This window comes from Pseudomonas sp. P5_109 (assembly GCF_034009455.1).
In the GTDB taxonomy this organism is placed as follows: domain Bacteria; phylum Pseudomonadota; class Gammaproteobacteria; order Pseudomonadales; family Pseudomonadaceae; genus Aquipseudomonas.
The window spans coordinates 6,522,104-6,536,823 of the sequence record NZ_CP125380.1 but is presented as its reverse complement, the minus strand read 5'-3'; the positions used below and the strand labels follow the sequence as shown (position 1 = coordinate 6,536,823).

Annotated in this window: 12 protein-coding genes and 1 riboswitch; of the genes, 5 read left to right on the top strand and 7 right to left on the bottom strand. The window is 59.4% G+C overall.

Features of this window, described 5'->3' with window-relative positions; genetic code table 11:
• Window positions 1-24: 24 nt before the first annotated feature.
• Complete coding sequence (locus QMK54_RS29130; RefSeq protein ID WP_223589718.1) at window positions 25-1,431, bottom strand: adenosylmethionine--8-amino-7-oxononanoate transaminase; 1,407 nt, start codon at window positions 1,429-1,431, stop codon at window positions 25-27.
• A gap of 223 nt (window positions 1,432-1,654) precedes the next feature.
• Here QMK54_RS29130 and QMK54_RS29125 point away from each other — a divergent pair, with 223 nt between their 5' ends.
• Entirely contained in the window at window positions 1,655-3,406 is a 1,752-nt protein-coding gene (locus tag QMK54_RS29125) for a flavin monoamine oxidase family protein (RefSeq protein ID WP_320401716.1), read from the top strand.
• A gap of 407 nt (window positions 3,407-3,813) precedes the next feature.
• Here QMK54_RS29125 and QMK54_RS29120 read toward each other — a convergent pair whose 3' ends face one another.
• Window positions 3,814-4,317, bottom strand: a complete 504-nt coding sequence (locus tag QMK54_RS29120) for a hypothetical protein (RefSeq protein ID WP_223589722.1) — start codon at window positions 4,315-4,317, stop codon at window positions 3,814-3,816.
• A gap of 498 nt (window positions 4,318-4,815) precedes the next feature.
• On the opposite strand from QMK54_RS29120, the gene QMK54_RS29115 reads away from it, so the two are divergent.
• Both QMK54_RS29115 and QMK54_RS29110 read left to right on the top strand, forming a co-directional pair.
• Window positions 4,816-5,367: a cytochrome b gene (locus tag QMK54_RS29115; RefSeq protein ID WP_110660522.1), complete on the top strand. Its 552-nt coding sequence runs from the start codon at window positions 4,816-4,818 to the stop codon at window positions 5,365-5,367.
• Window positions 5,368-5,399: 32 nt separating this feature from the next.
• A complete protein-coding gene (locus QMK54_RS29110; protein WP_223589725.1) occupies window positions 5,400-5,993 on the top strand; it encodes a YceI family protein in 594 nt (197 codons plus the stop codon).
• Between the two features lie 160 nt (window positions 5,994-6,153).
• Here the strand turns inward: QMK54_RS29110 and QMK54_RS29105 are convergent, their stop codons facing one another.
• From QMK54_RS29105 to ahcY, 4 genes are all read right to left on the bottom strand, one after another.
• Window positions 6,154-8,025, bottom strand: a complete 1,872-nt coding sequence (locus QMK54_RS29105) for a DEAD/DEAH box helicase (protein ID WP_223589728.1) — start codon at window positions 8,023-8,025, stop codon at window positions 6,154-6,156.
• Between the two features lie 222 nt (window positions 8,026-8,247).
• Complete coding sequence (locus tag QMK54_RS29100; RefSeq protein WP_320401715.1) at window positions 8,248-9,066, bottom strand: substrate-binding periplasmic protein; 819 nt, start codon at window positions 9,064-9,066, stop codon at window positions 8,248-8,250.
• A gap of 186 nt (window positions 9,067-9,252) precedes the next feature.
• Complete coding sequence (metF, locus tag QMK54_RS29095) at window positions 9,253-10,098, bottom strand: methylenetetrahydrofolate reductase [NAD(P)H] (RefSeq protein WP_110660518.1); 846 nt, start codon at window positions 10,096-10,098, stop codon at window positions 9,253-9,255.
• Window positions 10,099-10,289: 191 nt separating this feature from the next.
• A complete protein-coding gene (gene ahcY, locus QMK54_RS29090) occupies window positions 10,290-11,699 on the bottom strand; it encodes an adenosylhomocysteinase (RefSeq protein WP_110661711.1) in 1,410 nt (469 codons plus the stop codon).
• A gap of 23 nt (window positions 11,700-11,722) precedes the next feature.
• Window positions 11,723-11,822, bottom strand: a riboswitch (S-adenosyl-L-homocysteine riboswitch).
• 198 nt (window positions 11,823-12,020) lie between these two features.
• Here ahcY and QMK54_RS29085 point away from each other — a divergent pair.
• Together QMK54_RS29085 and QMK54_RS29080 are read left to right on the top strand one after the other, a co-directional pair.
• Window positions 12,021-12,425 (top strand): acyl-CoA thioesterase, encoded by a 405-nt coding sequence (locus QMK54_RS29085; protein ID WP_008050263.1) that lies wholly within the window; start codon window positions 12,021-12,023, stop codon window positions 12,423-12,425.
• Between the two features lie 204 nt (window positions 12,426-12,629).
• Window positions 12,630-13,517, top strand: a complete 888-nt coding sequence (locus QMK54_RS29080) for a formate/nitrite transporter family protein (protein WP_320401714.1) — start codon at window positions 12,630-12,632, stop codon at window positions 13,515-13,517.
• Here QMK54_RS29080 and QMK54_RS29075 read toward each other — a convergent pair whose 3' ends face one another.
• Window positions 13,518-14,687, bottom strand: coding sequence for an MFS transporter (locus tag QMK54_RS29075; protein WP_110661713.1), 1,170 nt, complete (start codon window positions 14,685-14,687; stop codon window positions 13,518-13,520). It abuts the gene before it with no gap.
• Window positions 14,688-14,720: the final 33 nt, after the last annotated feature.

Below are 14,720 nucleotides of genomic sequence, written 5' to 3'. Positions count from 1 at the left end.
CGCCACAAGGGTTCTCCATTGGTCTTAGCCCGGATCACGGAACCCCGGATGGAAGTCCTTCGGCACCGCCACGCTGACACTGTCACGGGTCGCAATGTCGATCCCTTCGCTGGCCACTTCGGCGAGGAAGTCGATCTGTTCCGGGGTGATCACATACGGCGGCAGGAAATACACCACGCTACCCAGTGGACGCAGTAAAGCACCGCGTTCCAGGGCGTGCTGGAACACCTTCAGGCCGCGACGCTCCTGCCATGGATAAGCCTCTTTGCTGGCCTTGTCCTTGACCATCTCGATGGCCAGCACCATGCCGGTCTGGCGCACTTCCGAAACATTCGGGTGATCGACCAGATGTGCAGTGGACGAAGCCATGCGTTGCGCCAGGGCCTTGTTGTTCTCGATGACGTTGTCTTCTTCGAAGATGTCCAGGGTCGCCAGGGCCGCCGCGCACGCCAGCGGGTTGCCGGTGTAGCTGTGGGAGTGCAGGAAGGCGCGCAGGGTCGGGTAGTCGTCGTAGAAGGCGCTATAGACTTCGTCCGTGGTGATGCACGCCGCCAGCGGCAGGTAACCGCCGGTCAGGGCCTTGGACAGGCACAGGAAATCCGGGCGGATGCCGGCCTGTTCGCAGGCGAACATCGTCCCGGTGCGGCCGAAGCCGACGGCGATTTCGTCGTGGATCAGGTGCACGCCGTAGCGATCGCAGGCCTCGCGCAGCAGCTTGAGGTACACCGGGTGGTACATGCGCATGCCGCCGGCGCCCTGGATCAGCGGCTCGACGATCACCGCCGCGACCGTGTCGTGGTTTTCGGCCAGGGTCTGCTCCATGGCAGCGAACATGTTGCGCGAGTGCTCTTCCCAGCTCATGCCCTCGGGGCGCAGGTAGCAGTCCGGGCTCGGCACCTTGATGGTGTCCAACAGCAGGGCTTTGTAGGTCTCGGTGAACAGCGGTACGTCGCCCACCGACATCGCCGCCATGGTTTCGCCGTGGTAGCTGTTGGTCAGGGTGACGAAGCGTTTCTTGGCAGGCGTGCCGCGATTGAGCCAGTAGTGAAAGCTCATTTTCAGCGCGACTTCGATGCAGGACGAGCCGTTATCGGCGTAGAAGCACCGGGTCAGGCCTTCCGGAGTCATCTTCACCAGGCGCTCGGACAGCTCTATCACCGGTTGATGGCTGAAACCGGCAAGGATCACGTGTTCGAGTTGGTCGACCTGATCCTTGATGCGCTGGTTGATCCGTGGGTTGGCATGCCCGAACACGTTGACCCACCAGGAGCTGACCGCATCGAGGTAGCGTTTGCCTTCGAAGTCTTCCAGCCACACGCCTTCACCGCGCTTGATCGGGATCAGCGGCAGTTGCTCGTGATCTTTCATCTGGGTGCAGGGATGCCACAACACGGCGAGATCGCGTTGCATCCACTGATTATTCAGGCCCATTTTCACTCTCCTGGAGGCGGTCCGTGACCAGCGCGGACATACAATCGCGCAAGCCTATGCAATGCGTGCGACGGGGACAACCCATTGTGTCGAATGAGCTACTTTGTACGTACCGATAGACGTTGCTGGCAGGCGTCTGAAGGCTGACGTATCCTTCGCGCTTCTTGAGCCGTCTGGCTCGCAAATACTGCTGTTTTCCTCGTGTTATTCCGGAGTTCGCTGAATGTCTGTCGGTTGGCTGCGCGCCTGTGCGCTGGTGATGTTGGGGCTGTTCAGCGTTTCTGCGCTGGCCAAGGATAAAACCGCGATCGTGATCGGCGGCGGCCTGTCGGGCCTGACTGCCGCGTACGAGCTGCAGAGCAAAGGCTGGCAGGTCACCCTGCTGGAAGCCAAGTCGAGCCTGGGCGGCCGTTCCGGCATGGCCACCAGCGAGTGGATCGGCAACGACAAAGTCCAGCCGGTGCTGAACAAGTACGTATCGAACTTCAAGCTGAGCACCACGCCAGCCCCTGAATTCGTGCGGACCCCAAGCTATCTGATCGATGGCGAGTATTTCTCCGCCGCCGATCTGGCGACCAAGCAGCCGGCCACCGCCGAGGCGCTCAAGCGCTTCGACAAGACCGTGGACGACCTGGCGCGCTCGATCGATGACCCGCAGAACCCGGCCGCCAACAACACGCTGCACGCGCTGGATCAGATCAACGTGTCGAGCTGGCTCGACAAGCAGAACCTGCCAGCCACCGCCCGTCAGTTGATCAACCAGCAGATCCGGACCCGCTACGACGAACCTTCGCGCTTGTCGCTGCTGTACTTCGCGCAGCAAAGCCGCGTCTACCGTGGCGTCTCCGATCGTGACCTGCGCGCTTCGCGCCTGGTCGGTGGCAGCCAGGTGCTGGCCCAGGCCCTGGTCAAACAGTTGAAAGTCATCAAGACCAACTCCCCGGTCTCGGCGATCATTCAGGACAAGGACGGTGTGACCGTCAAAGTCGACAGCGTTGGTTATCAGGCTGACTACGTCGTGCTGGCCGTGCCTCTGCGCGCCCTGAACAAGATCCAGATGACCCCGGCGCTGGACGCCCAGCACCTGGCGGCGATCAAAGGTACCAACTACGGCTGGCGCGACCAGATCATGCTGAAGTTCAAGACGCCGGTGTGGGAACCCAAGGCGCGCATGTCCGGCGAGATTTTCAGCAACGCCGGCCTGGGCATGTTGTGGATCGAGCCTGCCCTGAAGGGCGGCGCCAACGTAGTGATCAACCTGTCCGGCGACAATGCGCGGGTGATGCAGGCGTTCGGCGACAAGCAGATGGTCGATCAGGTGTTGATCCGCCTGCACGCGTTCTATCCACAGGCCCGTGGCTCGTTCACCGGTTATGAAATCCGTCGCTACAGCACCGACCCGTCGATGGGCGGCGCTTACCTGGCCTTCGGTCCGGGCCAGATCAGCAAGTTCTGGCGCCTGTGGGAACGCCCGATCCAGCGCGTAACCTTCGCTGGCGAACACACCGACACCCTGTACCCCGGCACCTTGGAAGGCGCGCTGCGCACCGGTCAGCGTGCCGCCAGCCAGGTTGAAGACCTGGCGGCGGGCAAGTCGTTCGAACCGGCGAAAGTCGGCGCGGCCGCCGCGGCGGCGGGCGCTGGTGCGGTGGCGGCGAAGAAAGGCAATTTCTTCAGCAACCTGTTCGGCGGCTCGGATGACGAGAAGAAGCCAGAGCCGGTCAAGGCACCTGAGCCAGTAGCACCTGCTCCTGTGCCAGCACCTGCCCCGGCCGTTGCACCGGCTCCGGTCGAAGCACCGAAGCCTGCGACTCCGGTAAAAGCAGAGCCGGCCAAAAAGGCTCCGGCCAAAGCGCCAGCCAAGACCGAGGCGAAAAAAGCTCCGGCCAAGGCACCGGTCAAGAAGGCTGAGCCGGCGAAGAAGCCAGCGACCAAACCGGCTGCGACCCCGGCAACGGATGCCAAGGCGCAGTAACGGTCAGGCGTAAAAAAGCGCGGCTCAAGGGCCGCGCTTTTTTTTGCCTATCCTTCAAAGGTGAGATATTCCGGCCTTGTTTGGCATCGGGCTCGTGCAACCAACAATCTCGGTCCTACACGCTTTAGCGATATATCAGAAGCTTCCCACAAAGTAATCAGAAATGAATTATAGGTTTCGTATAATGTTCAATTATACGCTCTTAGAAAAACTTGGGGGGTATATGAAAATATTAGCTGCACTAGTAATTTTTATTGCGCTTATTGGTTGTGTGGATGGTGGTCTAACTATTCAAGGTCGCGACCTTGAGTTGACCCATAAATGCCAGATTGATCCGTACAAGCCAGATTGCTTACAGCCACCTCCTGTGATTAAAGGTCCTTAGATATCTAAGGTGTTTATCATAATTAGCGAGGGAATGAGAATTTCCAAGTTTTAATTTCTATGCCTTCAAATAAAACCTTGGCCTGCTTTGCCTTTGGAATGCGGCCAGGGACAAATCCAAAGCGAGCCCAGCACAGACTGCCCGTCCGTCCGTCGTAAATGACCAGATTTCCGTCATCTTGCATGACCATACAAGCGTTGTACCAAAGCGATTTGTCAGTGCTATGAGAGCTTTCGGCAACCCATAGACGCTTTCTGGAGGGGTCGTATAAAAAGCCACTATTACTGATTACAAACTGCAGTCGTTGATTCATTCTTTTTTGATATAAAGTCCTACTATAAATTTGATTGGCGTCCGCAACCCAAACTACAGCACCATTGTCGGTAATAACCAAATTTCCGTCAGCCTGCAACACCAATCGAAATTGTCCATTTTCAGACATGAGGTACTGTCCCGCCGACATCATTTGATTGGGGGGCAGTAAAGGCGAGCCGTTTGCTTGGAATGGAGTGTAAGTAATAGCCATGTTTTTTCCTTGTTCAATGAACTGTTGAGGTCTCATTGAACCAAGTTCAACTACGGAAGTGGCAATACATATTTATCGCTTGAATAAAAAACCGTCGATGTTTAGCCTGAAGCAGAAAAGGAAAGGGCCGTCATCAGGTGTTTGGATCGGGGAGGGTGGAGCCTGCCAGGACGGCACCGGTCAAAAAACTGAATCGGAGAGCAGTGGAGCGGCCACTGAGACCACAGCGCAGTAACGTTCAGGCGAAAAAAAGCGGGGCTCACGGGCCGCGCTTTTTTTTGCCTGAAGAAAAACCGGGAGCAGAATCGAATAAACCATTTGATACAGGTGTTCACTGGTTTGTATTCACTTTTTCTCACAATTTCGACTTTAATCTTTCCTTAACCCTTCGGCTTCAGACTCTTGATCGTATTTCTCGATATTTCAAAGCAAAATTTTCCGCTTTAATTCGATAGATAACTCGATAGTCTTGGGCCAGTACTCACAGGGATCTAGGCAATGCAGCTACGTAACTCTACCTCCCGCTACGGCTGGGTCAGTATCTTCATGCACTGGGGCGTGGCACTGGCCGTGTTCGGTTTGTTCGCCCTGGGGCTGTGGATGGTCGACCTGGGTTATTACGACCCATGGCGCAAGTCGGGGCCGGATCTGCACAAGAGCATTGGCTTGATCCTGCTGGGGGTCATGGTGTTGCGCGTATTGTGGCGCTTCATCAGCCCGCCGCCGCCAACCCTGGCCAGCTACGGCCGCATGACGCGTCTGGGCGCCATGCTCGGCCATGCTTTTCTGTATTTCTGTCTGTTCGCTGTGATGATTGCCGGTTACCTGATTTCCACCGCTGAAGGTGCCGGGATCCCGGTGTTTGACTGGTTTGAAGTGCCTGCCCTGATTTCCGGACTACCGGACCAGGCAGATAACGCTGGCGCGATTCACCTCTACCTGGCGTGGGCGCTGGTAATTTTTTCCGGCCTCCATGCGTTGGCAGCATTGAAGCACCACTTTATCGACCGTGATGTGACCCTCAAGCGCATGCTGGGTCGCAAAGCCTGAAGTTCAACCTCGACTCCCAAGGAAAACAAAGCATGTTGAAAAAGACTCTCGCCGCTCTGGCAATCGGCTCCGCTCTGCTGTCCGCCAACGTGATGGCGGCTGACTACACCGTCGACAAGCAAGGCCAGCACGCCTTCGTCGACTTCAAGATCAGCCACCTGGGCTACAGCTACATCACCGGTACTTTCAAGGACCTCGACGGCACGTTCAGCTTCGACGCTGCCAAGCCTGAAGACAGCAAGATCGAGTTCAACGTGAACACTGCCAGCGTCTTCACCAACAATGCTGAACGTGACAAGCACATCTCCAGCAAAGACTTCCTGAAAGTGGCTGATTTCCCCAAGGCTACCTTCAAGTCCACCAGCGTTAAATCCACTGGCAAAAACGCCGCTGGCAAAGACACTGCAGACGTGAACGGCGACCTGACGATTGCTGGCGTTACCAAGCCAGTGGTGATCAAGGCCACTTTCCTGGGTGAAGGCAAGGATCCATGGGGCGGCTACCGTGCTGGCTTCGAGGGCACTACCAGCATCAAGCGTTCCGATTTCGGCAAGATGATGGACCTGGGTCCACAGTCCGACGCAGTCGATCTGTACGTTACGTTTGAAGGTGTAAAAGCGAAGTAATGCTGAGACCGTAGGAGCCGGCTTGCTGGCGATAGCGTCTTCCGAGACACGGCAGAAACCGAGTTGCCCCAATCGCCAGCAAGCCGGCTCCTACAGGTTTTTCGCCATAAAAAATGCCCCGGCTCTTTCGAACCGGGGCATTTTTCATTGCAGCGATAACTCAGCGATTGCGGGTCAGCAGCGCTGGTTTCTCACCACGAGGACGGCTTGGCAGTTGATCCAGTTGCTCAGGTGTCGGGAAGCGGTCAGCCTTCGACTCCTTGTGCATGATCTTCGGCGCGGGGCCACGTGGGTTCTGCACAGCAGGTTCCGAACGCGGCTGGTCGTCACGGGCCGGGCGGCGATTGCGTGAGTCTTCACGACGCGCCTGACCATCGCGCGGCGCACCACTGCGTGGACCGCTGCGCTTGGCTGGCGGTGTGCCGGTGGTAGCGCCGTCGCTGTTGCGCGGACCGTTCTGACGACCACCCTGTGGCTTGCCGGAACGCGGAGCGCCCGCACCTGCTGCAGTGCCTTGTGCCGGAGCACCCGGACGACGGCCACGGCCTTGCGCGGGTTTCTGCTGAGGCACGTAGTCGACGCGGTTACCGAAGTTATCGATATCGTCATCCAGGAACTCGTCCGGGGCGCGGTCAGCGGCGGCACGAGGAGGCTGTGACGGACGCTGTTCGCGAGCCGGAGTGCCTTCACGTGGCTTCTGCTGACGGGCAGGGCGCTCGCCGCGTTCGCCGGCCGGCTTTTCCTTGCCCTTGTCTTTGCCTTTGTCCTTGCGACCGCCGCCGCCACCGCTGCCGTTCGGACCGTCGCCGCGCGGGCCACGTGGATTGCGCGGGTTGCGCATGTCCGGACGCTCGCGAACTTCAGGTTTTTCCGCTTCGATGGTGCTGGCATCGAAGCCCATCAGGTCGCCGTCGGCGATTTTCTGCTTGGTCATGCGTTCGATGCTTTTCAGCAGTTTTTCTTCGTCCGGGGCTACCAGCGAGATCGCCTCGCCCGAACGACCGGCACGGCCGGTACGGCCGATACGGTGCACGTAGTCTTCATCGACGTTCGGCAGTTCGAAGTTGACCACGTGGGGCAACTGGTCGATGTCCAGGCCGCGGGCGGCGATGTCGGTGGCCACCAGGATGCGCACGGTGCCGGCCTTGAAGTCGGCCAGTGCTTTGGTGCGGGCGTTCTGGCTCTTGTTGCCGTGGATCGCGACGGCGCTCAGGCCGTGTTTGTCCAGGTACTCGGCCAGGCGGTTGGCGCCGTGCTTGGTGCGGGTGAACACCAGTACCTGTTCCCAGGCGCCAGCGGTGATCAGGTGGGCCAGCAAGGCCCGCTTGTGGCTGGCCGGCAGGCGGAATACGCGTTGTTCGATGCGCTCGACCGTGGTGTTCGGCGGTGTGACTTCGATGCGTTCCGGGTTGTGCAGCAGCTTGCCGGCGAGGTCGGTGATGTCCTTGGAGAAGGTCGCCGAGAACAACAGGTTCTGGCGTTTGGCCGGCAGACGCGCCAGCACTTTCTTCACGTCGTGGACGAAACCCATGTCGAGCATGCGGTCGGCTTCGTCCAGCACGAGGATTTCCACGTGGGACAGGTCGACGCTGCCTTGGCCGGCGAGGTCGAGCAGGCGGCCAGGGCAGGCCACCAGCACGTCTACGCCACGGGACATGGCCTGAACCTGCGGGTTCATGCCAACGCCACCGAAGATGCAGGCACTGACGAACTTCAGGTCACGGGCATAGACCTTGAAGCTTTCATGCACTTGGGCTGCGAGTTCGCGAGTCGGGGTCAGGACCAGTACGCGCGGCTGGCGCGGGCCGTGACGCTGGGATTTGTCCGGGTGACCGTTAGGGAACAACCTCTCCAGGATCGGAAGGGCGAAACCGCCGGTTTTACCAGTACCTGTCTGTGCCGCGACCATCAGGTCGCGACCTTGCAACACGGCGGGAATGGCCCGCTGTTGCACCGGAGTAGGCTCGGTATAGCCCGCCGCCTCGATGGCGCGGACTAAAGCCTCGGAGAGACCGAGGGAAGCAAAGGACATGAGTAATCCTGTTCTAGTTAGGGCTTGGCCCAATGGGAGTCTTGCCTGGCGCGAATGGCGTTTAAGAGGACGCAATCCCGTCCGGTCCTGCTGGGTCTCGAAGGCTCGTCTGCAAGCGCTCGCGCGGGCTGAAAGCTGCGCAGTAGCGGGGTTGAGATGCCTTTAACGATTCCGAGCGTCCGGGCGTGAGCCTGGCGGGAAGGCCGGAGTATAACAGAGCAATCACTGCGCGCCGCTTTCCTGCTGCTCAACGGTTTTTTCCGTGGCGGCCGTGGTCTTTTCAGTCTTCACGCTGGCGCCCGGTTCCGCGCCATAGCGGGCACTCAGTTCGGCGTAGGCGGGTTCGCGCTTGAAACGTTTGAGTTCGGCGCCGAAACGTTGCACCAGCAGGTCCATGCCTGCATTGCGCCGCACCGCGAGAAACTGGCTCTGCTGGCTGATGACCGTGGGGTTTTCGGTGATCTTGTCGCGGATGCCCAGTTCGTCGAGCAAATGCTGGCCGACCCGGCGGTCGGTGATCAGCAGGTCAATACGCCCGCGTACCAGCTTGCCGAAGTTGGCCTCATGGGTGGGGGCCGGCTCGCGGGTGAACAGCGTCGAATCACTGAAGTCCTTGCTGTACAGGTAACCCGGCGAGGTGCCGATGGTCAGGCCGCGCAGGTCATCGAGGGTGCGAAACGGATGGGGCCGGTCATTGGCGTAGAACAGCACGAACTGGACTTCAGACAGTGGTTCGCTGGGGTAGAGCAGGGTCGCATCACGCTCGTCGCTGTGAAAAATGTCCAGCGCACCGTCGGCCTGGCCCGACTCAAGCATCGACAGGCAGCGTTTCCATGGCAGGAACTGCCACTCCACTTCGATGCCCAGGCGCTTGAAGACAATGGCGGTGGTTTCGTAGTCCAGGCCCAGTGATTTGCCGTTGTTGTCTTCGTATACGTAAGGCGCCCACGGTTCCGTGACAATGCGCAGCTTCTCGCCCCGGGCGGCGAAGCTCAGGCAAGTGAAGACAAGCAAGGCGATTAACTGCGTGATCAAAGGCATGGGCTGAGATTACGACGAGAAACCGGAAAGAGCCAGAAACTCACCGCAGATGCTCTAAGTCCGTGGATTGCCACACATTAATAGTGCGTTGAAAGCAAAAGATCGCAACCTGCGAAAGTTCCTACAGGAGCTGTCGAAGATTGCGATCCTTTGATTTTAGTCAGCAGCTTTTAGCTTGTAGCTGCTTCAGCGCGGCAACTTCAGGTTGTTCCACACTGCCAGGCTCGCTTCAGCCTGGTTCAGCGTGTAGAAGTGCAGCCCCGGAGCGCCGCCCTGCAGCAGTTGTTCGCACATTTCGGTGATGACCTGTTCGCCAAAGCGCTGAATGCTCTGGGTGTCGTCGCCGTAGGCTTCCAGCTGCTTGCGGATCCAGCGCGGGATTTCCGCACCGCAGGCATCGGAGAAGCGCGCCAGCTTGCTGTAGTTGGTGATCGGCATGATGCCCGGCACGATCGGGATGTTCACGCCCAGCGCTCGTACGCGTTCCACAAAGTAGAAGTAGCAGTCGGCGTTGAAGAAATACTGGGTGATCGCACTGTCGGCGCCGGCATTGGCCTTGCGCACGAAGTTGGCGACATCGTCTTCGAAGTTGCGCGCTTGCGGATGCATTTCCGGGTAGGCGGCGACTTCGATGTGGAAATGATCACCGGTTTCTTCACGAATGAATTCCACCAGGTCATTGGCGTGGCGCATTTCGCCACTGGCCATGCCCATGCCCGAAGGCAGGTCACCGCGCAGGGCGACGATACGCTTGATGCCGGCGGCCTTGTACTGGGCCAGCAGGCCGCGCAAGTCGTCCTTGCTGTCGCCTACGCAAGACAAGTGCGGGGCAGCAGGGATTTTGACTTCGCTTTCGAGCTGCAACACGGTGTTCAGCGTGCGATCACGGGTCGAACCGCCGGCGCCGTAGGTGCAGGAAAAGAAATCGGGGTTGTAGGTAGCCAGCTGGCGAGCAGTGGCGAGCAGCTTTTCATGCCCAGCATCGGTCTTCGTAGGGAAGAACTCGAAGCTGTAGCGACGATCTTGGGACATGGTCATATCCTTGGAAACGCGTAAGCCTGAGGGGCCGGTTTGTCCGCATTCGCCAGCAAGCCGGCTCCTACAGGATTTACGTCGTACCGTCATGTTGCGTACGACTACTCACTTGTAGGAGCCGGCTTGCTGGCGATGCAGGCAACGCGGTGTATCAGAACACCGCTATTGCCGATCAGCGGATCAGCGGATCAGTAGCGGTAAGCGTGCGGCTTGAACGGACCTTCGACGGTCACGCCGATGTAGTCGGCCTGGGTCTTGGTCAGTTGAGTCACGACGCCGCCGAAGCCACGGACCATTTCCAGGGCCACTTCTTCGTCGAGTTTCTTCGGCAGTACTTCAACGGTCAGGCGCTCGGCTTTCTGGGCTGGCGACAGGTCGGCGTACTTCTGGCCGAACAGGAAGATCTGCGCCAGGACCTGGTTGGCGAACGAGCCGTCCATGATGCGGCTCGGGTGGCCGGTTGCGTTACCCAGGTTAACCAGACGGCCTTCGGCCAGCAGGATCAGGTAGTCGTCGTTCTGTGGGTCGAAATCGCCAGCGCCGGTACGGTGGATCTTGTGCACCTGTGGCTTAACTTCTTCCCATGCCCAGTTCTTGCGCATGAAAGCGGTGTCGATTTCGTTGTCGAAGTGGCCGATGTTGCAGACAACAGCGCGCTTCTTCAGGGCCTTCAGCATGTTCGAGTCGCAAACGTTGACGTTACCGGTGGTGGTCACGATCAGGTCGATCTTGCCCAGCAGCGCTTTGTCGATGCTTGCTTCGGTGCCGGTGTTGATACCGTCGATGAACGGCGAAACCAGTTCGAAACCGTCCATGCAGGCTTGCATGGCGCAGATCGGGTCGACTTCGGAGACTTTAACGATCATGCCTTCCTGACGCAGGGACTGGGCGGAACCCTTGCCCACGTCACCGTAGCCGATCACCAGCGCTTGCTTGCCGGACAGCAGGTGGTCGGTGCCGCGCTTGATCGCATCGTTCAGGCTGTGACGGCAGCCGTACTTGTTGTCGTTCTTGCTCTTGGTCACCGAGTCGTTGACGTTGATGGCCGGGATTTTCAGCTCGCCCTTGGCCAGCATGTCCAGCAGGCGGTGAACGCCAGTGGTGGTCTCTTCGGTCACACCGTGGACGCGGTCCAGAACGGCTGGGTATTTCTTGTGCAGCAGCTCGGTCAGGTCGCCGCCGTCGTCGAGGATCATGTTGGCGTCCCAAGGCGCGCCATCCTTCAGGATGGTTTGCTCCAGGCACCACTCGTACTCTTCTTCAGTCTCGCCTTTCCAGGCGAAAACCGGGATGCCGGCAGCAGCGATGGAAGCGGCGGCCTGATCCTGAGTCGAGAAAATGTTGCAGGACGACCAGCGCACTTCGGCACCCAGGGCAACCAGGGTTTCGATCAGCACGGCGGTCTGAATGGTCATGTGGATGCAGCCGAGGATCTTAGCGCCCTTGAGCGGTTGCTCTTCGGAGTACTTGCGACGCAGACCCATCAGGGCTGGCATTTCGGATTCAGCGATGATGGTTTCGCGACGGCCCCAGGCAGCCAGGGACATGTCGGCGACTTTATAGTCGGTGAAATCTGCAGGCGTGTTGACAGCGCTCATGAAGAGCCTCCATTCGTAATGTATGCGAATGGGCGCCGTTGTGCGTTTAGTGTCTGGCTTAAGGCCAGGCAACGCCCCATCCGAGCCTGACAGGTCTAGCCTGCTGCAGCGCCCCTCGGACAGGTGGCGGGAAAACGGTATCAAGTGATGATGACCGTTTTGAAACGGTGGCGATTATAGCGGGCTATGCTGATCTTCCAAAGCGTTTCTGTCAGTCAATGTCCGAACGGTAATCGAGACCATAGTCGATGCTCAATAGAGCTCTAGCTCGGGCTCTGCCATGATGGTCAGCATCATTCGGCAAGACGCTCAGGAGTGAATATGAATTTCCACACCCGCAAATGGGTAAAACCCGAAGACCTCAACCCGAACGGCACGTTGTTCGGCGGCAGCCTGTTGCGCTGGATCGACGAAGAGGCGGCGATCTACGCCATCGTCCAATTGGGCAATCAGCGTGTGGTCACCAAGTACATTTCCGAAATCAACTTTGTCAGCGCCTCGCGCCAGGGCGACATCATCGAGCTGGGTATCACGGCTACCGAGTTTGGCCGCACCTCGATCACCCTGACGTGCGAAGTGCGCAACAAGATCACCCGCAAGAGCATCCTCACGGTCGAGAAAATGGTGTTCGTGAACCTCGGTGAAGACGGCTTGCCGGCACCTCACGGCCGGACCGAGATCAAGTACGTCAAGGATCAGTTCCAGGACGATGACGCTGGTCAGTGAGATCGGTGTCGTCCCCTTCGCGAGCAAGCCCGCTCCCACACTGGATCACCGTTGGACACAAATTTTGTATCCACTGAAGATCAAATGTGGGAGCGGGCTTGCTCGCGAAGGCGATCTGCTGAACCTGGAGATTTGTCTGCCTACTGAACAGTCGTGAACCCCACGGTGTCGTAGCTAAATAGCCCGCCACCGGTTGCGCATCCCATGAACTCGGCACACGACGGCAAGACCCCGAACCTTTCGGCGCAAGAAGAGCACGAAGTCGAAAAGAGCCAGCCGCCCCGTGCCGCGGTACTGCACGAGATCATTCGTGCCCAGGGCGATCAGGAGCTGGAGCGCAGCATTGCCGCGTTGTGGTGGTCGGCGCTGGCAGCCGGCCTGACCATGGGCCTGTCGCTAATGGCCATGGGCTTGCTCAATTCCCGTCTACCGGACGACGGAGGCTTCAAGGTGATCGCGAGTTTCGGCTATTGCGCCGGTTTTCTCGCAGTGATCCTGGCCCGCCAGCAACTGTTCACCGAAAACACCCTGACCGCCGTGCTGCCGGTGATGACCAAGCCGACGCTGGCCAATTTTGGCCGTCTGCTGCGGCTATGGACGGTGGTGTTGATCGGCAACCTTTGCGGCACCTTGCTGGTGGCATACGTGATGCTGGAGCTGCCGATCTTCGACAGCAAGACCGATGTCGCCTTCCTTGATATCGGGCGCAAGGTCATGGAGAACCACGCCAGCCAGATGTTCGCCAAGGGCATCATTTCCGGATGGATGATCGCCACCATGGTCTGGATGATTCCATCCATGGAGAGCGCCAAGATGTGGATCATCATCCTCATCACCTACCTCATGGCGCTGGGAGATTTCACTCACATCGTGGTCGGTTCGCTGGAGGTCTCGTATCTGGTGTTTGCTGGTGAGCTGCCGTGGAGTGATTTCTGGCTGGTGTTCGCCGGGCCGACGCTGGCGGGGAACATCATCGGTGGCAGTTTTATTTTCGCACTGATCAGCCATGCGCAGATTCGCAGCGAAAGCGGGCCGCCCAAGCAGGCTGAGGATCAAGGCGAGCAGCCCGACCCGCCCATGAAGCGAAAGTAATCAGCCCGCCACATCAAGCGCAGCTGCACCGCGACGCTGGCGATAGATAAAGAACATCGCCGTCAGTACGGTCAGCCCACTGACCAGTGCGCCCGTCCACGGCAAGTCCGCCAGATCCGCGCCGCTGGCCACCACCAGGCCACCGATCCAGGCCCCGGCGGCGTTGCCGAGGTTGAAGGCGCTCTGGTTCAAGGTCGAACCCAGGTTCGGTGCTTCGTGGGCCTGGTCGATGATCAGCAATTGCAGGATAGGGCACAGGGCGAAGGCGAACGTCCCCCACAGCACCAGCGTGATCGCCGCCGGGATTGCCGAATGGCTGGTTTGCGTGAAGGCCGCCAGCACCACCAGTACCGCGAGCGCCATGCCCACCAGCGAAGGCAGCAAGCGGCTGTCGGCCAGACGTCCACCGAGCATGCTGCCGGCGGTCAAGCCAACGCCGAACAACAGCAGCATGAGGGTGACGCCGTGCGGGCTGACGCCGGTGATGTCCTGCAGGATCGGCGCGATGTAGGTGAACACGCTGAACAGGCTGGTCGAGGCCAGCACACTCATGCCCAGGGCCAGCAGTACGTTGGCCTTGCCCAGCACCTTGAACTCGCTGGCCAGGTTGGCTTTATCCATTGCGATGTTTTTCGGCAGCCACACCCATTGCGCAATGGCGGCCAGCACCCCGATCACCGACACCGCCCAGAAGGTCGAACGCCAACCGGCGTATTGCCCGAGCGCGGTGCCCAGTGGCACGCCGAGCACGTTGGCCAGGGTCAGGCCGGTGAACATCATGGCAATCGCCTGGGCGCGTTTGTTCGGTGCGACCAGCCCGGCGGCCACCACCGAACCGATACCGAAAAATGCGCCGTGGCACAGAGCCGTGATCACTCGCGCGGCCATCAGCGTCGCGTAATTCGGCGCCAGGGCGCAGAGCATGTTGCCGAGGATGAACATCAGCGTCATGCCCAGCAGGGTAGCTTTGCGCGGCATGTTGGCGGTGCCGACGGCCAGGACCGGTGCGCCGAACACCACGCCCAGGGCATAACCGGTGATCAGCAATCCGGCATCGGGAATGCTCACGCTGAGGTCGCGGGCGACGTCGGGCAACAGACCCATGATGACGAATTCGGTGGTGCCGATGCCGAAGGCGGCAACAGCGAGGGCAAGCAAGGCGAGTGGCATGCGCAGGGTCTCTGTCGGTAGTCTTGACGCTGT